At 42.9% G+C, this 19,000-nt stretch carries 17 protein-coding genes, 1 rRNA gene and 1 riboswitch (1 of these 19 only partly in view); of the genes, 4 read left to right on the top strand and 14 right to left on the bottom strand.

Annotated features, from left to right (window positions below; translation table 11 throughout):
* A 16S ribosomal RNA gene (locus QE429_RS05805) occupies positions 1–1,308 on the bottom strand; it reaches 230 nt to the left of the window's first position.
* A gap of 386 nt (positions 1,309–1,694) precedes the next feature.
* Between QE429_RS05805 and QE429_RS05800 the strand changes: the two genes are divergently transcribed.
* Positions 1,695–2,318: a LysE family translocator gene (locus tag QE429_RS05800; RefSeq protein WP_307285076.1), complete on the top strand. Its 624-nt coding sequence runs from the start codon at positions 1,695–1,697 to the stop codon at positions 2,316–2,318.
* A 43-nt stretch (positions 2,319–2,361) separates the two neighbouring features.
* Here QE429_RS05800 and QE429_RS05795 read toward each other — a convergent pair whose 3' ends face one another.
* The 8 genes from QE429_RS05795 to QE429_RS05760 form a co-directional block, all read right to left on the bottom strand.
* The gene (locus QE429_RS05795; RefSeq protein WP_307285072.1) at positions 2,362–3,636 is read right to left on the bottom strand and encodes a UDP-glucose dehydrogenase family protein; all 1,275 of its coding nucleotides are present in this window, start codon (positions 3,634–3,636) and stop codon (positions 2,362–2,364) included.
* 6 nt (positions 3,637–3,642) lie between these two features.
* A complete protein-coding gene (locus tag QE429_RS05790) occupies positions 3,643–4,455 on the bottom strand; it encodes a UTP--glucose-1-phosphate uridylyltransferase (protein ID WP_307285070.1) in 813 nt (270 codons plus the stop codon).
* 152 nt (positions 4,456–4,607) lie between these two features.
* Positions 4,608–5,210 carry a response regulator transcription factor gene (locus tag QE429_RS05785; protein ID WP_307285067.1) on the bottom strand — a complete coding sequence of 201 codons (603 nt, stop codon included), beginning with the start codon at positions 5,208–5,210 and terminating at the stop codon, positions 4,608–4,610.
* Positions 5,207–6,334, bottom strand: coding sequence for a sensor histidine kinase (locus tag QE429_RS05780; protein ID WP_483862225.1), 1,128 nt, complete (start codon positions 6,332–6,334; stop codon positions 5,207–5,209). Before QE429_RS05780 ends, QE429_RS05785 begins: the two co-directional genes overlap by 4 nt.
* Positions 6,335–6,340: 6 nt before the next feature.
* Positions 6,341–7,078 (bottom strand): ABC transporter permease, encoded by a 738-nt coding sequence (locus QE429_RS05775; RefSeq protein WP_307285062.1) that lies wholly within the window; start codon positions 7,076–7,078, stop codon positions 6,341–6,343.
* Entirely contained in the window at positions 7,079–7,984 is a 906-nt protein-coding gene (locus QE429_RS05770; protein ID WP_307285060.1) for an ABC transporter ATP-binding protein, read from the bottom strand.
* Positions 7,985–8,150: 166 nt separating this feature from the next.
* Positions 8,151–10,229, bottom strand: coding sequence for a glycoside hydrolase family 3 protein (locus tag QE429_RS05765; protein ID WP_373463178.1), 2,079 nt, complete (start codon positions 10,227–10,229; stop codon positions 8,151–8,153).
* 451 nt (positions 10,230–10,680) lie between these two features.
* Positions 10,681–10,824: a hypothetical protein gene (locus tag QE429_RS05760; protein WP_307285058.1), complete on the bottom strand. Its 144-nt coding sequence runs from the start codon at positions 10,822–10,824 to the stop codon at positions 10,681–10,683.
* Positions 10,825–11,059: 235 nt separating this feature from the next.
* Here QE429_RS05760 and QE429_RS05755 point away from each other — a divergent pair, with 235 nt between their 5' ends.
* Positions 11,060–12,085 (top strand): multicopper oxidase domain-containing protein, encoded by a 1,026-nt coding sequence (locus QE429_RS05755; protein ID WP_373463231.1) that lies wholly within the window; start codon positions 11,060–11,062, stop codon positions 12,083–12,085.
* A gap of 46 nt (positions 12,086–12,131) precedes the next feature.
* Here the strand turns inward: QE429_RS05755 and QE429_RS05750 are convergent, their stop codons facing one another.
* Positions 12,132–12,311, bottom strand: a complete 180-nt coding sequence (locus QE429_RS05750; RefSeq protein WP_307285054.1) for a hypothetical protein — start codon at positions 12,309–12,311, stop codon at positions 12,132–12,134.
* A gap of 50 nt (positions 12,312–12,361) precedes the next feature.
* Positions 12,362–12,448, bottom strand: a riboswitch (cyclic di-GMP riboswitch).
* A gap of 460 nt (positions 12,449–12,908) precedes the next feature.
* On the opposite strand from QE429_RS05750, the gene QE429_RS05745 reads away from it, so the two are divergent.
* A complete protein-coding gene (locus QE429_RS05745) occupies positions 12,909–13,685 on the top strand; it encodes a M15 family metallopeptidase (protein WP_307285051.1) in 777 nt (258 codons plus the stop codon).
* A 201-nt stretch (positions 13,686–13,886) separates the two neighbouring features.
* Here QE429_RS05745 and QE429_RS05740 read toward each other — a convergent pair whose 3' ends face one another.
* The gene (locus QE429_RS05740; RefSeq protein WP_307285048.1) at positions 13,887–15,071 is read right to left on the bottom strand and encodes a toxic anion resistance protein; all 1,185 of its coding nucleotides are present in this window, start codon (positions 15,069–15,071) and stop codon (positions 13,887–13,889) included.
* Complete coding sequence (locus QE429_RS05735) at positions 15,068–15,724, bottom strand: 5-bromo-4-chloroindolyl phosphate hydrolysis family protein (protein ID WP_307285045.1); 657 nt, start codon at positions 15,722–15,724, stop codon at positions 15,068–15,070. The genes QE429_RS05740 and QE429_RS05735 overlap by 4 nt, the downstream gene beginning before the upstream one ends.
* Before the next feature lie 343 nt (positions 15,725–16,067).
* On the opposite strand from QE429_RS05735, the gene QE429_RS05730 reads away from it, so the two are divergent.
* Positions 16,068–16,751 (top strand): hypothetical protein, encoded by a 684-nt coding sequence (locus tag QE429_RS05730; RefSeq protein ID WP_307285042.1) that lies wholly within the window; start codon positions 16,068–16,070, stop codon positions 16,749–16,751.
* Positions 16,752–17,226: 475 nt separating this feature from the next.
* On the opposite strand, the gene gloA2 is transcribed toward QE429_RS05730, so the two are convergent.
* Together gloA2 and wecB are read right to left on the bottom strand one after the other, a co-directional pair.
* Entirely contained in the window at positions 17,227–17,613 is a 387-nt protein-coding gene (gene gloA2, locus QE429_RS05725) for an SMU1112c/YaeR family gloxylase I-like metalloprotein (protein WP_307290731.1), read from the bottom strand.
* Between the two features lie 15 nt (positions 17,614–17,628).
* Entirely contained in the window at positions 17,629–18,780 is a 1,152-nt protein-coding gene (gene wecB / locus QE429_RS05720) for a non-hydrolyzing UDP-N-acetylglucosamine 2-epimerase (RefSeq protein WP_307285041.1), read from the bottom strand.
* Between the last annotated feature and the right edge of the window lie 220 nt (positions 18,781–19,000).

Raw genomic sequence — 19,000 nt, 5'->3', positions numbered from 1 at the left:
CTACAATCCGAACTGAGAATGGTTTTATGGGATTGGCTAAACCTCGCGGTCTTGCAGCCCTTTGTACCATCCATTGTAGCACGTGTGTAGCCCAGGTCATAAGGGGCATGATGATTTGACGTCATCCCCACCTTCCTCCGGTTTGTCACCGGCAGTCACCTTAGAGTGCCCAACTGAATGCTGGCAACTAAGATCAAGGGTTGCGCTCGTTGCGGGACTTAACCCAACATCTCACGACACGAGCTGACGACAACCATGCACCACCTGTCACTCTGTCCCCCGAAGGGGAAAGTCCTATCTCTAGGAGTGTCAGAGGATGTCAAGACCTGGTAAGGTTCTTCGCGTTGCTTCGAATTAAACCACATGCTCCACCGCTTGTGCGGGCCCCCGTCAATTCCTTTGAGTTTCAGCCTTGCGGCCGTACTCCCCAGGCGGAGTGCTTAATGCGTTAGCTGCAGCACTAAGGGGCGGAAACCCCCTAACACTTAGCACTCATCGTTTACGGCGTGGACTACCAGGGTATCTAATCCTGTTTGCTCCCCACGCTTTCGCGCCTCAGCGTCAGTTACAGACCAGAAAGCCGCCTTCGCCACTGGTGTTCCTCCACATCTCTACGCATTTCACCGCTACACGTGGAATTCCGCTTTCCTCTTCTGCACTCAAGTCCCCCAGTTTCCAATGACCCTCCACGGTTGAGCCGTGGGCTTTCACATCAGACTTAAAGGACCGCCTGCGCGCGCTTTACGCCCAATAATTCCGGACAACGCTTGCCACCTACGTATTACCGCGGCTGCTGGCACGTAGTTAGCCGTGGCTTTCTGGTTAGGTACCGTCAAGGTACCGGCAGTTACTCCGGTACTTGTTCTTCCCTAACAACAGAGCTTTACGACCCGAAGGCCTTCATCGCTCACGCGGCGTTGCTCCATCAGACTTTCGTCCATTGTGGAAGATTCCCTACTGCTGCCTCCCGTAGGAGTCTGGGCCGTGTCTCAGTCCCAGTGTGGCCGATCACCCTCTCAGGTCGGCTACGCATCGTCGCCTTGGTGAGCCGTTACCTCACCAACTAGCTAATGCGCCGCGGGCCCATCTGTAAGTGTCAGCCGAAACCGACTTTCAACTTTCCCTCATGTGAGGAAAAGGATTATCCGGTATTAGCACCGGTTTCCCGGTGTTATCCCAGTCTTACAGGCAGGTTGCCCACGTGTTACTCACCCGTCCGCCGCTAACCACCGAAGTGGTTCGCTCGACTTGCATGTATTAGGCACGCCGCCAGCGTTCGTCCTGAGCCAGGATCAAACTCTCCAAGAAAGTTGATTAGCTCATTTTGTTACGTTGGCTTAACTTCATTAAGAAGTTAAATATTATTGTTTGTTGACGTTTTTGTTTGTTTAGTTTTCAAAGAACAATTTAATGAAACAACTTTTATATCGTATCATTTTTATTTTTCGTTGTCAACAACTTTTTTCTTTTTTTCAAAAGCTTTAAGTGTTATCTGCGACAACTTTTATATCATACTACTTAACTACTATTTTTGTCAACAAACAATTTATTTCTTTTTAAAATAATATTGTTTCGCTGACAGTTCCTTAATACTACCATCATATTATATCATTGTCTAATTGTTTATTTTTCCAATTATGGCAGTTTGAATATAGTATAATAATAGTTAAATTGCGGAATAGAGGTGTGAGAGAATGCTTACGTTCATATTAGTTGTTTTAGTACTATTCCTGATTCCCGGCCCTGCCGTTTTACTCACTGTCACACAAACAGCAAAAGGTGGAAGAAAAGCCGGCATCATTACTGGAGTAGGAATCGCCGTTGGAGATTTAATTCATACAGTAGCGGCCGTTCTTGGTTTGTCTGCCATTTTAATGACATCCGCTCTTGCATTTGAGATTGTAAAGTATTTAGGTGCTGCTTATTTGATCTTCTTAGGAATCAGATCATTACTCGAAAAAACGAAATTACAGCAAGAAAAGCCGGTTGTTACAAAAAAGAGTAATCCTTCGGTGTCGTTTCGCCAGGCATTGCTTATTGAGTTGCTGAATCCGAAAACAGCACTATTTTTCTTAGCGTTCCTGCCGCAATTCGTCCATAACAACGGCACACCTGTCGTTTATCAGTTATTAAGTCTTGGACTAACATTTGTGCTGATGAGCATTTTGTATACCACTCTCTTAGCCTTTCTTACCAGTTCGATTGGAAAACGACTATTTTCTAATAAGAATAGTAGATTTGCACGCTGGCAAGGGAAAGTCGTTGGAGCTATCTATATTGGATTAGGGTTGCAGCTGGTCTTACAAAGTCAGAAATAACACAAAAAAGAGCATAATCGAATGCTCTTTTTTTGCGTGGATATTAATGATTTGCTACCCCTAAGTAGTGGAATCCCAGGCTTCCGACCAATCTCTTATCAATCATGTTTCTTCCATCAAAAATATATGGTTGGTTCATTAATGATTTAAGACTGGCCCAATCAAGTGCTTTATAGTCGTCCCAGTCCGTACAAAGTACAACTGCATCCGCCCCAGTCAGCGTCTCCTCTACTGTTGTGAATTGCCCGCTTTCCAGCTTTACAATCGGATCATGCACCCTTAGGTTCACTTGCTCTTCTTTTAATTGTTTGATGAGAACGAGACTCGGAGACTCCCTCGTGTCATCGGTGTTTGCTTTAAATGCTACTCCTAGAACAGCAATCGTTTTACTTTGGAGATTTCCTCCGAGGACCTGCTTGATTTTTTCAATAAAATAATCAGTTTGTTCTTTGTTCACTTTAGCGGCGCTTTCTAATATGGACAACGGCCGTCCATTTTGTCTCGCCACTTGGATTAAGGCGCTCACATCCTTAGGAAAACAAGAACCTCCATAGCCTAATCCGGCATTAAGGAAATGTGGGCCAATCCTGTGATCCAATCCAATTGCCTTTGAGACATCATTCACATTAATCTGAAGCCTATTACACAATTTAGCCAATTCATTAATATAGGATATTTTTAAGGCGAGAAATGAATTGGCGGCATACTTAATCATTTCGGAAGCCTTAGGGTTCGTTTCGACGACTGGACAATGAAAGTCTTTATACAGGTCTTGCATTATGGCTCTTGCTTTCTCACTTGTTGTACCAATCACAATGCGGTCCGGGTTTAGTGCATCATGAACAGCAGAGCCTTCACGGAGAAACTCTGGGTTGGAGACAACATCAAACGGTATGTTGTCGGTTTGGTTTTCACCGATCCATTTTGTGACCAGCTCTGCTGTTCCGACGGGAACCGTACTTTTCGTGACAATCACCTTATAGCTATCCATATATTTTCCGATGGACTTTGCCACATTTTTCACAAAAGTTAAGTCTGCACTACCATCTGCGTCTTGTGGAGTTCCAACACATATGAAAATGACATCATTTTCTTTAACAGCTTTTTTTGTTTCTTTAGTAAAAGTAATATTTCTAGCGGCGACGTGCTTGGCTAACAGGTCTTCAAGTCCCGGTTCATAGAAATGTAATGTACCAGCTTCCAAGGCTTTGATTTTATTTTCGTCTAAATCAAGTCCAGTAACCTGATGACCCATTTCGCAAAATATTAGACCTGTCGTCGTTCCTACATACCCCGTGCCGACGATTAATATTTTCACGCTGGATTAATCCTCCTTCGGTCCACACAAGATGTTAATCAGTTTGATATACTCTTCACTCTTGGCTATATCGTAGCTTTTTCCTTGGATTTCCAAGGCATAGGTTGAATAATCTAGAGACATTGCCTTAATAGCGTCTGTCAGTTGAATTTCTCCACCCACACCCGGCGTGACATTTTCTAGATAATGGAAGATGGCAGGGTCAAATATATATCTACCTATGACAGCCAGGTCTGAGGGCGGCGATTGCTGTGGTTTTTCAACGATATCTTTAATGGTGTACTCTTTTTCTCTTAGCGCTTGCGGTTTGATGACACCGTAGTTACTTAATAGAGAGGGGTCCGTCCTTTGTACACCGACGACATTTCCCTTGTATTCTTTGAACATATTAATTAATTGTCTTAACGGCGGCTGCTTGTCTGAAAGAATAATCTCATCCGGCAGCAAAACGGCAAACGGTTCATCTCCTACAAAATGTTTACCGAGGAGGATAGCCTCTCCTAAACCGCGTGCATAGGATTGTCGAATATATTGAAAATGCACATCTGGAAGAGTGATTTCCTTTAATAGATGAGTTTTCCCTTTTTCCTCTAAATAGTTTTCTAATTCTACTGACCGGTCATAGTAATCCAGAATCATATTTTTAGACCTTGATACAACAATTAGAATTTGCTCGATTCCTGAATTGATTGCTTCTTCAACAAGATAGTCAATTGCCGGCCTCCCGCAGATCGGCAGCATCTCCTTTGGTAGCACTTTCGTGATTGGCAGAGTGCGTGTTCCATACCCTGCTGCGGGAATAATTGCCTTTCGCACCATGTCCTTCCCTCCTTACGACTAGTACTAATTTATTCTTGTCCCTAATTGAAGGAAGGTTGTCCAACATAGAAAGGGCGATAAATGGGGAGTTGCCCATGAAAACGGGGACAGTCCCCCAGTGCGTTAAAGCGCTGGGGGACTGTCCCCGTTATTTAAAGCCATCCTTTTTTTTCGGCGATGGCGGCTGCTTCGGTTCGGTTTTTGGCGTCTAGTTTGTGGATGATTTCGGAGATGTAGTTCCGGACGGTACCGGAGGATAGATATAATTCGGCCGTGATTTCTTTTGTGGTTTTTCCTAACGCTGCTAATCTTAGAATCTCTTGTTCTTTCGATGTAAGCGGGTTTTCCTCACGTATGACTGTAAAGGCTAGCTCTGGACTAAATACGCGTTTTCCCGTGATTACCTTCCTTATAGCATCTGCTAATTCATCTATCTCCCCGTCTTTCAGCAAATAACCGTGGACACCACTCTTCACCGCTCGCTCAAAATAACCAGGCCGGGCAAACGTCGTTAAGATAATTACCTTACTGGAAGCACCTCTTTGCATAAGCTCTTCCGCCACTTCCAAACCGTTCATGGCTGGCATTTCAATGTCCATCAAGCACACATCGGGTTTCAGCTCCAAAATCGCAGAAAGAGCGTCAACTCCATTCATCGCCTGCCCGACTACCTCCATATCAGCCTCCAAGTCCAAAAGGGAACCCAGCGCTCCCAGTAACATTCGTTGATCTTCTGCAATAAATAAGCGGATCATCCCGCTGCCCCCTCTGCTTTTTTAATAATTGGCACCGTCAGTTCCAAGACTGCACCATTATGGTTTGTTAACGTGACTCCGCCGTCAACGAGGGCTAGTCTCTCTTCCATCCCCCGCAAACCATTCCCAAACGCTCGACTTTTACTTACACCCATCCCGTCATCCCGGATGACTATGTTCATTTTTTCAGAAAAAAACTTAATAGAAACGGAGCAATGCGTGGCGCGGCTATGTTTCACGACATTCGTTGCAGCCTCCCGCACACACATGGAAATAATGTTTTGTGTGAACGGAGATATCGTTGAAAAATCTACCTCACCCTCGTACTGATAGGTAATCCCTGCCGCTCGTAAAATTTGCTGCACCTGGATGAGTTCCTCTGCAATAGTTGCAGCTCTCATATCTGACACCAGTTCACGGACCTGCTTGAGTGCAGCACGGGAGGTGACTTCCATTTCTTTTGCCTCGAGACGCGCTCGTTCAGGGTCAACCACTGTGAGCCGTTGCACAAGCTGGCTCTTTAGCGTCAGAAGTGATAATGTATGGCCGAGTGTATCATGGAGATCGCGGGCAATCCGTACCCGCTCCTCTCGTTTGACCAATTCTTCGATTTTTTGATTGGCTTGGTCGAGCGCTTTTTCGAGCTCCATCCGGCGGTTCATTGAGCGAATACCAAAGGGAGAGATTAGCATGATGATAAGGAATGGAACATAATAAATCAGTTCTTTAGGGGTTAAAAAAGTTCCCGTTTTCAATATCTCGATCGCAAACGGCAGTAGTTGTACACATACTAAACTAATGAATCCTCTTTTAAACAATCGCTTATCCTGATACCAGCCAAGAAAATTCGCCGGAAAAAATCCTAAAAACATGTAGTTTAAGTGATAAAGCACACTAAAGGAAAATACGATGGCAAGCTGAACTGCGAGCCAAACCGAAAAGCTTTTTTTCCCTATTGAGAAATAGAGTTGGCGGTACGTCACTAAGAAAAGCAGCACCATCAGATAGCCAATGAGCTGCTTCATTCCTACTTCTTTTGTTAGGTAAAAGATAGGAAAGCCTATATATATGAGAAAGATATAAGGAAAGAATCCGAATCGTCTTGGAAAAAGTGACCACTTCACACCACATCACACCGCTTCTTGTTTTCTTCTAATATATTTCGATAGTAGCATGAATACAGCTAAGTAGGCGACTAAAATAAGAATATTTTTCCAATGAGGCATATTGCCGCGGACGATTTCCCAGGCGCCATTTCCGAAGTTGTAGGAAGGCAGCCATTGAGCGATTGATCGCACCAGTTTCGGCATCACTTCCAACGGCATCCATAAACCGCCGGCTACCGCAAGGACCATGTAGATGACATTGCTGATACCAGCCGCGGTTTCTACTTTTTTCATCATGCCAATAAGAGTACCGATGGCAAGGAATGGCAGAGAGCCTAGTAAAATCCAGATGCCGCTCATCACCCATTCGGCAGCTGTTAATGACACATGATTAATCAGAGCACCTGCGATAAAAATAATCGTAATGGAAAGAAGGTGAATCACGCTTTGCCCGATCATTTGGGCGGCAAAGTAGACCGTGTCAGACAGAGGTGTGATGCGAATGAATGTGGACCAGCCCTGCGAGCGTTCCTGCACCAAGCGAATACCAAGCGTCATCATGGATGATCCCATTACGCTGAATACGGTCATCGACATTAAATAGTGAGCCTGCCATTCGGCTTTGTTCGGCACATCTGAATTCACTAGATTGGTAAAAATATAGTAGAAGGCTATCGGCATGACGAGCGACCAGAAAACAAAATACCGATTCCTTAAAACCCTGATGATTTCTATTTTGCATTGCATTTGAAGTGTTTTCATTTAAATAGCCTCCTTCTTTGCTTCGCTAGTGAGTTGCTCAAATGCTTCCTCTAGCTTTCCACGTTCTATTTGAATGTCGTGCGCGCCTAATTTCTCTTGAAAAATCAACTCTAACACTTGATCCGTGTTTGATGTTTGTACGTATACGCGGTTATTTTTCCGATAGATATTATTAATTTCTTGATGCTGATATAACGTCTCCAAGGACTGTTCCGGATCGACGATAAAGGAAACGGATTGCTTGGAGATTCTCGCTTTGATTTGATCCGGCGTTCCGTCAGCGACGATGCTACCGTCTTTAAATAGGAGAATCCGACCTGCTGCGTCATCGGCTTCCTGAAGGTAATGGGTGGAAAAAATAATTGTTTTTCCTTGTGACGCCAGCATGCGGACCGTCTGCCAAAAGCGGTTTCTCGCTGATATATCCATGCCGACAGTAGGTTCATCAAATATGATTAGTTCGGGGTTTCCTGCAAGTGCGAGCGCAAAGCTTAAGCGGCGCTTTTGTCCTCCTGACAATTTTTCGGCACGGGTTTTTAAATCCTGCTCGGTTAGACCCGTTAGTTGGATAAGTTCACTCATCAGTAGTGGATGCGGGTAATAGCTCTGGATCAGTTCGAGGATTTCACGCACCTTCAGTCCCGGCATAACACTGACTTCTTGAAGCATGGTCCCGATTTTTTCTCGGACCTGCTTTTCATGTGGCTGGTGATTAAATAGGGTTACATCTCCAGAGGTCGGCTTGAGCAAGCCTAAGATCATGGAGATGGTAGTTGTTTTCCCTGCGCCATTTGGACCAAGGATCGCCACCACTTCTCCTTTTCCAATCGTAAAACTCACATCATTGACTGCCTTTTTATGTTGAAATGACTTTGTCACGTTCGTTAAGCGTAAAATTTCATCCATTTTCGAACACCTCCTGCTTTCTTGATTTCATTTTACGATTTGAAGTCGAGGGTTTTTAGTAAGCAATGTCACCAAAATGAGATGACAAATGTCATTTAAGAACAAAAAGAGGGACAGTCCCCCGCTGCGCTAAAGCGCCGGGGGACTGTCCCTCTTTTTAATGTTTTTAATAATTCAGTCCATGGCCGTAGCCGTATAATACGCTTCCGTCTTGGTTGTAGATGGTTACTGGCAGCTTGCCTGTTGGCTGGTTTTCACCGAAGATGGTGTTTGCTGCTGCTTCGAAGCTGGCTGGTTTGAAGCCATACTGGACAAGATAGGCTCCAACTGTTGGATAGGACATTATGTCGTATGGATTTCTTGCACTTACTGCCACAACAGGAATGCCTGTTGCAATCAGCTGGTTGGTCATTACCATTTGATCAGCTGTAGGTGCCCTGCCACCTACTGATGAAGTATACGTTCCGGCAATGATATATTTAGCATCATTCACTTGATTGAGCTGCGCTGCTGTGAGTTGCTTCGAAGTATTGATATAGATTACATTTCCATGATGCTTTTTCACTTCGTCAGCGAGTAAATTCATATAGAAGTTAGAACCTCCGACAACTGCAATCTTATCTCCATTTGTTGTCTTAAGCGGAAGCACGCCATCATTTTTCACCAGGGTGATTGATTGGGCGGCTGCTTCCTTTTCTATTGCCTTATGTTCAGCAGAACCGACTATTTTCATCGCGTTTTCTACCTTCTCATCCAGGCTCGTTTCTTCCTCGGCCTTCACAATTCCTCGATTTAGTTTCAATGTTAAAATGCGCTCGACTGATTGATCCAGTCTGTCCGTTGAAATATCGCCCTTCTCCACTGCTTTATATATTCCATTCGCGACTTCAGACACTCCAACTGGCATCAGAAGAATGTCCGCACCCGCTTGAACCGCACGGATTGCAGCGTCTACAGGACCGAAGTGCTTTGAAATGGCTCCCATGTTCATGGCGTCGGTCACAATAACTCCTTTATAGCCCATATCCTCCCGCATTAACCCAGTTAACACTTTTTTAGATAATGTGGCGGGAATCGCAATTTCCGTGCCATCAGCTTTAGAAATGGCTTTTGAATCATCAATTTTCGGAAACGTTACGTGAGCCGTCATGATGGCATCAATTCCGGCATCCATTGCCTGCTGGAACGGATACAGCTCTACTTTTTTCAAACGGTCGATGTCATGCGGCACCTCTGGAAGCCCGACATGTGAATCCACAGCCGTATCACCATGACCTGGGAAGTGCTTAGCTGTGGAAGCCGTTCCCGTTTCTTGCAGTCCTTTTATATAAGCCTTGCCCAATTGAGCGACGAGCTCTGGGTTTTCTCCAAATGATCGAACGCCAATCACTGGATTATCAGGATTTAAGTTGACATCCATGACAGGTCCAAAGTTCATATTGATACCTAGCGCGTTCAGTTCTTCCCCAATCGCTTTGCCGACCTTTTCAGCTAGCTCGTCTGAACGTGCAGCGCCGAGCGCCATGTTCCCAGGAAAATCCGTTCCTGTTTGCAGACGTGTGACGATCCCGCCTTCTTGGTCAATGGAAATCAGCATTCCGTATTTTTCTGATGCCTCCTGATAAGCATGAACCAGCTTGGTGGTTTGGTCGGCCGCTACTGTATTTTCTCGGAATAAAATGACGCCGCCGAGATGATAATCTTTTACAAGTTGAGCAATTTCCGGCTGCATTTCAGTAACATTCTTGCCATTCCATGTCCGGAAATCCGGCATTAGCATTTGCCCCACTTTTTCTTCCATCGTCATCTGCTTTAATGCCTGACCGATGAGATCATAGCGGGAATCTTCTTGTTTTTTCACAAGGACCTGATCTTCCTTAAATTGAATAGAAATTCGATCACTGTACTGTCCATCGCTCACCGAAATAAAGGTTTTTCCCTTATGTCCTTTTAACGTAACCAGTCCATCTTTTGTAACTGATGCTACATTTTTATTAGATGACTTCCAGGCGAGGTTGGAGGCTATCATAAAATGGCCATCCTTATACACGTGTAAGGGATTCAATTGGATTTGATTATTTCTGACCTCTCTTGTTACCTGAGGAACATTGAGATCGATGACTAAATTTTTCACATTTGTCTCTTGTGCCTCTGCGTTTCTAGCTCCCATCAGAGGAATACTTGATAAAAAGACTACGATGAGGATCAATGCAAAAAGATACTTTTTTCTAAAAAACACACTCATGAAACCTCTCCCTTTTTATTTTTATAGTATAGAAAGTGTGTCTGCTCTTTGATGTGGGTAAATAAAGGTATTATGGTTGAAGATCTAGGATGTGGTGAAAAAATAGAGGTGAAAACGTTATAAGAAAAGCATATAAAAAATGTTTTTAGCCGTCCATGCCGCTTTTGACCTAATAAGAAAGCCGCTTCCTGAAATTGTAATCCACAGCGTTATGCACAGTTTTTCACATGTTATCCACAAGTGTGTTTAGGTTATTCACATTTACCAACAATTTTATCCACATACGTCTAATAACTTTAGTGAATATTTAAACTTATTAGACTTATATCCACAGAACTATTGGAGGATATCCACAAAAATTCTGAATTATTCACAAATTATTCTTACTTACCCACAATTTCATAAAATATAGCCAAAGGACCTAGTTTTCAATCACTAGATCCTTTTCTTGTTATTCTTCTAGTTCCTTTTTATCATTAATGGTTGAATCTGAGTTTTCAAGGATTTCCTTAATCTCACCTTCATCCCCTTTAGCATTGATAATTTCAAAAATTTGATTTAGTCCTTCACTTGTTTTGTCGCCTTTGTTTTTCATTAAATATTCCTCCTTTTATGAATAGAGTATCCACATTTTCGTGGCATTATTTAGCATTAACACCATGTAAATATAGGTTTGCTCACTAATTCACAAATCGTTCACTATCATGAGGCTATTGAGTGAAAAATATCACTAGTGGTTTTTTTCCAATGGGTAAAATGAAAGCGTAAACAAAACAATTAGGGGATAAATGGAGGAGATTTCATTGGGTAAAATCGCAAAAGTTGCTGCCATTCTCGTTTCTTCTGTTCTATTAGTAAGTGCTTGTGGAAAAACCACTTCTACAAGTGAAAAAGTGGTGAAAGCCGAAGCCAACAAAAAAGCCGCTACACAAGTTTTCGGACCCCATGAGAATTTGAATCAGAAACCTACTCCTATGAAAATAACTCGCATCGGTGAACATGAGGTTAATATTGAAATGACCGCCCAGATTACAGACATAGAAATTTCTAAAGGTGATATGTATAAGGCATGGACATTTAATGGTGAAGCACCTGGCCCTGTCATTGTTGTTAACCAAGGGGATAACATTAATTTCACGCTAAAAAACATGGATCCGTCCATTCCACATAGCATGGATATGCATGCTGTCCATGCAGCACCATCCTCGGATTTTGCGAATGTTATGCCAAATCATACGGGGACATTTAGTTACCCAGCTGATAACCCTGGTGTGTTCATGTATCATTGTGGAACCAAACCTGTTCTCTCTCATATCGCCAATGGAATGCATGGTACGATCATTGTCAAACCGAAAACAGGCTATCCGACAGATGCAGATGTCGATCGTGAATTCGTTATTGTTCAAAATGAATGGTACAAATACAATGATCTAAACGATTTTACAAATGGAACTCCTAAATATGTTGTTTTCTCAACGAAGGCTTTAAAAGAGGGTGATTTGAATACAAATGGTACGGTTGGCTCTCTTGTTGACAAGCCGCTCCTTGCAAAAGTCGGGGATAAGGTTCGGTTCTATGTAATGAATGTGGGGCCAAATGAAGTGAGCAGTTTCCATGTTGTCGGTACCCTTTTTGACGATGTGTATATGGATGGGAATCCATTTAACCGATTGAAAGGTATGCAAACTGTCCTGCTGGCAGCAAGCGGCGGCGCGGTCGTCGAGTTTACCGTTACAAAGGAAGGTAGCTATCCCTTTGTTACCCATCAGTTCAATCATGCAACCAAAGGTGCCGTAGGGGTGTTGAAGGTAACTAAAGACGGTCATGACGACGGCAGTGAAACAATGTCCCATTAAAAATAATTAAAGCCTAGGCTATAGAAGCCTAGGCTTTGTTGTTTAATCACAGTGGCAGTGCTTGCATCTTTGAAACAAGCTCCAATGCCTTACTATAATGATACGTTGCTTTTACCTTAAGTTTCATTTTTAACTCTGCACATAGACAATCTTGTTGCAGAAGTTCGTTGTGACGGTGTTGGAATAAATGATAATAGTACTTACCCTTCATCAACAATTTTAACACATGCAAACCTCCTCAATTGTAATTTACATAAATCGACGGAGTATGTCGTGTTCGGTAACTGGCTGGCATTGTCAAAAAAAACAGTAGCCCCTTTAGTTTTGCGTCCCCATTTTTCAATGAGTTTGCCGTTTCGTACGATTTATGTGTTTATAAAAAGCATAAGCAAGAAAATTACATTAAAAAAGAGTCTTTCGACCTATATATTGGTACAAGTTTCTAATTATAACCTTTTTAACTCGTAATAGGACAAAGCGAAAGTGATTCATCCATTGGTTCAAAATTGAAAGGACCGGGTACAGATGTTTTAAAGTCTTTAATCGTGTCCATGCTGATGAATAAGATGAATCATTAAAGAAAAGTGGAAGCGCCTTGGTCAGCCCCGACAGGCAAATGTTCTTCGGCAAAAAAAGTCCGCATTTTGACTTTTATTGCCGAAGGTTATTTGACCCGAGCTGTAACAATCATCGCTTTAGCAAGCCATGATTGTTGCAAGATACTCAAGGAAGATTAATCAGGATGAAAACTGGCTAGGCGCTGGAGCTGGGCAATTCTCGAAGTCGAATTTTATTCTCTCTAATAATGTAAAGGGTGGGTGTCATGTTTAAACTACGTGTTGCTGTTTTATTTCTGATCCTATCAGTTGTCACTATTACGGGTTGTTCATTGAAAAAACATTTTATGCAAAATGAAGAAGAAAATTCAAGCAAAACGTCTACAATTAGCGGAGAAAAGAATACCATCGCTAATAAGAGCGGAAATGATATTGTTGACTATTCTATACAAGTCGTTTCTGCTCCTGAAGCAATTCCTGTTCTCGTCAATAAGGTGAATAAACTGCCGGATAGTTATACACCGACAGATTTGGTGAATCCCAACATTCCTTTTACATTTACACAGAAATCAGAGAAACGAAAAATGCGTGCCAAAGCGGCGGCAGCAATTGAAAAGTTATTCGCTGGTGCAAAGCAGGATGGAATCGATCTTCTTGGTGTTTCTGCCTATAGATCACATGCTGCTCAAACGGTTTTGTTCAATTATTATGTGAGTCTGGATGGATATGACACAGCAAGAACCTATAGTGCGATTCCTGGTACAAGCGAACATGAAACCGGCCTTGCCATTGATGTAACCGGCGGGGATGGAAAATGTGCAGCAGAAGATTGCTTTGCAGGGACTCCAGAAGCAAGTTGGCTGGAGGAGCATGCGTCCGACTACGGTTTCATTATTCGCTATCCACAAGGAAAAGACTCGGTTACAGGCTACAAATATGAGCCCTGGCACCTTCGCTACGTCGGAAAATCCATCGCCAAAAAAATCATGAACCGCGGCATCACCCTTGAAGAATACCTAGAAACCACTCCTGTTAATAACTAGGGGGTCAGGCACCAAGAAAAGCGCAAGCGCCTTGGTCAGCCCCGACAGGCAAATGTTCTTCGGCAAGAAAAGTCGCTCTTTGACTTTACTTGCCGAAGGTTATTTGACCCGAGGGGCTAGGCGCTGGAGCTGGACATTTGTCTTTATTCAGTGGAAAGCACTCAAATAAAGGAACCCCGCTGGCCTGCAACGGGGTTCCTTTTATTTGCCTTTGATTTCAAGTAGTTTGAGGCGAAGGTCATTCTCCATATTGGCGAGATCTTGTTCCGCTAAGCGGCGCTTTTGCCGTCCTTCTTCCTGTATTCTCATCGTTTCTTCAAGTGTCGAGATTAGGTTTTCTTGTGTTTTCTTTAATGTTTCGATGTCCACAAGGCCGCGCTCATTTTCCTTTGCCGTCTCAATAGTGTTAGTTTTAAGCATTTCTGCATTTTTTAACAGTAACTCATTAGTCGTTTTCGAGACCTGCTTCTGAGCCTCGACTGCATGGCGTTGACGGATTAATGTCAAGGCAATCGCCACTTGGTTCTTCCATAATGGGATCGCCGTCATAATGGACGATTGAATTTTCTCCACAAGGGCTTGGTTGGTATTTTGAATCAACCGGATTTGAGGTGCACTTTGAATCGTGATTTCCCGGCTTAATTTCAGATCATACAGACGCTTATCCAAACGGTCTGCGAACTGAATCATATCGTTCACTTCTTGAAACTTCATTTGGTCATTGGTGGCTTCTGCTGCTCTCTTCAACTGCGGGATGGTCTTTGTCTGCATCTCCTCAAGCTTAATCTCTCCTGCAGCAATATACACATTTAGTGCATGAAAATATTCTTTATTTGTCTCGTACAGCTGTTCAAGCAGCTTAATATCCGATAAAAGAACGTTTTTACTGCGGTCCAACTTCACACTAATCCGATCAATTTGCGCCCCTGTTTTCTGGTACTTGGATAGTACCTCCTGCAAGGAACCGGAAATTCTACCAAACATCCGAGCAAACAAGGATGGCTTCCCATCCTTTAGTTCATCCGGATTTACTTCATTCAATCGTTTCATTAAATCATTGATGATGTCCCCAATCTCACCCACATCCTTTTTCTGAACATGCTCAAGCATGGTATGGGAGAAAGACAACAGCTTTCCTTGGGCCTGGGTTCCGTATTGAATCATGGCCTGGTGATTGGTCGGATCGATTTGCTCCGCAATTTGATAGGCCTTGGCCCGGTGCTCCTCTGGGATCACATCTATTAGCTTAACTGGCTTGGCCTCGCTTGAACTTGACTGTTGGACTGATTGTTTAGCAGGCTCAAGTTGATCACCAAACGGGTCTGCTAGAATATCATCTAGTAGATTGCCACTTTTATTTAATTCAATTGGATTATTTTCACTCATTTAGTCCACCTATTTTCTTCAGGGAATTTGGAATCCTTTTGCTTATTGATCGAATGCTTTGCGACGTCAATTTCAAAGTTTAATGTATCAATATCATCGGAAATCACATGGTATAAGTCCTCTTCCAACACCTTTGTCAGCTCGTTTAAGGTTCTGCGCGTTTCGTTTAAAGACTGTCCCATTTCCATGTTCTGTTTTGGTTGGGAGGAAAGGAAGCTATATTTTTCCGTAAGTTCGACGACGGAATCTAAGTGTGAGAAGTAGAATTGTTCGGCTTGGTAAAAACGCTTTGGTTCTTTCATCGTCATTTTTTGTATCTTTTTAGTAATACGTAAAATATCGATTCTTTGTTTGACAGAGGATAGGTCTCGAATGGAAAAAAGGTTTTTATTCAAACGGTTAATTTTCCGTTTCGCCTCTGATAAATTTTTCTGAATGTAGCGATATTCTTTTCTCGACAATTGATGCTTCTTTAAAAAGTGAACGTTCTGAATATACGCTAGGATCACATGGGTAAGGATTCCTCCTAGAATGGCAAAGAACGTGGAGGCCCAGAATCCCTGACCAAAAGGGAAAAATAATAGCAGCCATGTAAGAACAGTAACAGGGACAGCTACAAACGATCGTACAATCAACGATAAAATTGGATTCATCAAACATCGACTCCTGACTAATATCCTTTTTATACATACGATTAAAGGCAGTGAATGATTCACTTCCTTTATAAAAAACATTTTCAAAAGAAAGATATTTCCATTTACTACTTCCACAATACACGAAAAAAATCCTGCCTGCCATGGACCCCGAACGGAAAGCGTTCTAAGACTTAAGACGTATTTTTCGTTGATTGGGAGAGGCTGATAGAGGATTGGGTTCTAAAATCCATCTGACGGGATAAGCCCATTTCTGACGGATTCGCCATTATTGGGCTTTTACCCAAGAAAGATAGAAAAAGAAACATAGGCTATTGGATAAAGAAAAAGAGGAGAGAGAGAAATGATGTATCATCCTTATCAACTGCCCACTCTACAACACCCCCCTTTGCTAAGACAACACAGTAACCACCACCATTCTGGCACTCCGTCACATCAAAGCAATAAGCAGCATTATCATAGCGGTGGTGGACAATCCTATCACGACAATCCATCACCTAGCCATGGAGGACAATCTCATCACGGAAATCCGTCGCAACATTGGTTCCCTTCCCAACATGGAAGTCAGGCTCATTCCGGAGGCTCATCCTATCATGGGAACAATCCTCAACATGGCTACTCATCTCATCACGGAGACCACCACAATCATGGAAATCCATCAGATTCCGGATTTGGACTGGGACAATTAGGTGCAGGGCTCTTAGGTCTCGGGCTAGGCTATTTAGGATCAGGACTTCTTGGTGGTGGTGCTCCAGGTTTTGGTGGATATGGGCCTAATCCGGGTTACTATGGATATAATCCGGGAACTGGAGCGTTGGGTGGTATAGGTATTCCACCTCTAGGAGGATTGGGCTCTACGGCACCCATTGGAGGATATCCTGGGTTAGGTACCCCAGGTTATCCAGGAGCAGGAACCGGACCATTAAATCCCTATGGCGCTTATCCCCCAAACCCAAATATCGGCGGATACGGTTCTTGGTCACCACATGAATATGGGATTCCAGGTATAAGGCACCCACTGAGTTAATGGTGTCAGGCACCCTTTGTGGACAGTTGTCCACCCCTAACGGTCACTCATTTAAAAAGGCTCATTTCTAAGACATTGTTACTTTTGTTTATCTTTTTTAAGGTTCGTTCTAATAAATAGAGGGAAAAATTCCGCTTAATTGGGACTGGATGTAAATTAGATCAAATCGACGGAGATATTCCGCTTATTTGACTTTAAAACGCAAAAATGAGGCTTCAGTCTTTGAATAACCGGAAAATCTCCGCTTATCTATTCCTAAATGAGCTCGATTTCGCAAATAACCGGAAAAACTCCGTATATTGATTACTCTTCTAAGAGGGCAATCTAATTAGCCAACTTTTCCTTAGTGTAGCTCTGATTCTAAATGAATAAAGCAGCGCTTTTCTTCCATATCAACAATGTTTACGTAAATAGCCTTTAAAAACAAAGCAGGAGATCCACTAAGATCCCCTGCTTCGTTTTTCGTTATTTATTTTTATCGCTCGTATAGTTCAATGGGCAGGCCGTCTGGGTCTGCGAAGAAGGTGAATTTCTTGTTGGTTAAAGGGTCCACGCGAATGGGCTCCACTGTGATTTGATGACTCTCCAAATAGGATAATTCCGCTTCGATATCCTCCACTTCAAACGCGAGATGCCGTAATCCAGCCGCTTCTGGATAACTTGGTCTCGGTGGTGGATCGGGAAAAGAAAACAGCTCGATTTGATACTCTCCGTTAACAGCCAAATCAAGCTTATAGGAATCTCGTTCCTCACGATACACTTCGCTTACAGGAGTCAGCCCCAAAATCCGAACATAGAAATCCTTTGACCGTTCATAATTTGAACAAATCACTGCGATATGATGGATTTTCATTAATTTCATCAATTACACAACCTCTTACTTGGTTGGATCAAAATCAGCTGGCTTCTCTTCGTTTTTGCCAAAATGATACAGAATAGCTTCTACAATTCGCCTAGAAGCAAGACCGTCTCCATACGGATTAGATGCTTTCGCCATTTTATCATGCGCAGTATTGTCCGATAATAGCTCATCTGCTAAACCAAAGATGGTCTCTTCATCCGTACCGGCTAACTTTAATGTACCTGCTTCGATTCCCTCCGGACGCTCTGTTGTATCACGCAACACAAGCACAGGAACACCTAGCGATGGAGCCTCTTCCTGAACACCGCCCGAATCCGTCAAAATCAGATACGCTCTGGATGCAAAGTTGTGGAAATCAATCACATCTAACGGCTCGATCAAATGAATACGGTCATTCTGCCCTAGCACCCGGTTCGCAATTTCACGTACCACAGGGTTCATGTGAACAGGATATACCACTTGCACGTCCTCGTGTTTTTCCACGACACGGCGGATGGCACGGAACATGTTTTCCATTGGTTCCCCGGTATTTTCACGGCGATGTGCAGTCATGAGGACCAAACGGTCATTGCCAAGCTTCTCAAGAACCGGATGAGAATATGACTCCTTGACTGTCGTCTTTAATGCATCAATTGCTGTGTTTCCAGTAATAAAGATGCTCTCTTCCTTTTTATTTTCCACAACCAGGTTTTGCTTCGATTGAACCGTTGGAGAAAAATGAAGGTCCGCCAACACCCCAGTTAATTGACGGTTCATCTCCTCTGGGTATGGCGAATATTTATTATGCGTCCGTAAGCCTGCTTCCACATGTCCAATTGGAATCTGGTGATAAAAAGCAGCCAGGCTTGCCACAAACGTAGTCGTTGTGTCTCCATGCACCAAAACGATATCTGGCTTTACTTCCGCTAATACTTGATTAAGTCCTTCTAAGCTTCGAGTAGTTACATCGATCAAGGATTGTCTTGCCTTCATGATATTTAAGTCATAGTCAGGTGTTATGTCAAAAATATTCAACACCTGGTCAAGCATTTCACGGTGCTGTGCAGTAACTGTGACAATCGATTTGATTTGATCAGGATATTTTTCAAGCTCCTTTACTAGTGGAGCCATTTTAATAGCTTCGGGTCTTGTTCCGAACACTGTCATTACCTTTAATTGATTCTCCATACTGACCTCCAAGTTGATATCTATAGCCATTATACATCTCTCTAGTCTTTTTGAAAAATTCTTGTCGAAAAATGAGGATTTCTTAATACCCTATCTAATTAATTTCAATTTACTTTCTTCCTAGTGAATCTTCATAAAGAATTCTTATTTTCCTTTGTCATCCCCGAATTTTCATAAAATTTTAATGTACAAAATTACCTTTCTTCCAAACCGGAATATA

The sequence above is a fragment of the Bacillus sp. SORGH_AS_0510 genome (assembly GCF_030818775.1).
Lineage (GTDB): Bacteria > Bacillota > Bacilli > Bacillales > Cytobacillaceae > Neobacillus.
The sequence above is the reverse complement of the archived record's forward strand: the minus strand, read 5'-3'. Positions and strand labels throughout refer to the sequence as shown.

Excerpts from the sequence above, each read along its gene's own strand:
- QE429_RS05770 (WP_307285060.1), bottom strand. The coding sequence starts at position 7,984 with ATGGATGAAATTTTACGCTTAACGAACGTGACAAAGTCATTTCAACAT.
- QE429_RS05730 (WP_307285042.1), top strand. The coding sequence starts at position 16,068 with ATGATGTATCATCCTTATCAACTGCCCACTCTACAACACCCCCCTTTG.
- QE429_RS05735 (WP_307285045.1), bottom strand. The coding sequence starts at position 15,724 with ATGAATCCAATTTTATCGTTGATTGTACGATCGTTTGTAGCTGTCCCT.
- QE429_RS05765 (WP_373463178.1), bottom strand. The coding sequence starts at position 10,229 with ATGAGTGTGTTTTTTAGAAAAAAGTATCTTTTTGCATTGATCCTCATC.
- QE429_RS05775 (WP_307285062.1), bottom strand. The coding sequence starts at position 7,078 with ATGAAAACACTTCAAATGCAATGCAAAATAGAAATCATCAGGGTTTTA.
- gloA2 (WP_307290731.1), bottom strand. The coding sequence starts at position 17,613 with ATGAAATTAATGAAAATCCATCATATCGCAGTGATTTGTTCAAATTAT.
- QE429_RS05740 (WP_307285048.1), bottom strand. The coding sequence starts at position 15,071 with ATGAGTGAAAATAATCCAATTGAATTAAATAAAAGTGGCAATCTACTA.
- QE429_RS05785 (WP_307285067.1), bottom strand. The coding sequence starts at position 5,210 with ATGATCCGCTTATTTATTGCAGAAGATCAACGAATGTTACTGGGAGCG.
- QE429_RS05800 (WP_307285076.1), top strand. The coding sequence starts at position 1,695 with ATGCTTACGTTCATATTAGTTGTTTTAGTACTATTCCTGATTCCCGGC.
- QE429_RS05760 (WP_307285058.1), bottom strand. The coding sequence starts at position 10,824 with ATGAAAAACAAAGGCGACAAAACAAGTGAAGGACTAAATCAAATTTTT.
- wecB (WP_307285041.1), bottom strand. The coding sequence starts at position 18,780 with ATGGAGAATCAATTAAAGGTAATGACAGTGTTCGGAACAAGACCCGAA.
- QE429_RS05745 (WP_307285051.1), top strand. The coding sequence starts at position 12,909 with ATGTTTAAACTACGTGTTGCTGTTTTATTTCTGATCCTATCAGTTGTC.
- QE429_RS05790 (WP_307285070.1), bottom strand. The coding sequence starts at position 4,455 with ATGGTGCGAAAGGCAATTATTCCCGCAGCAGGGTATGGAACACGCACT.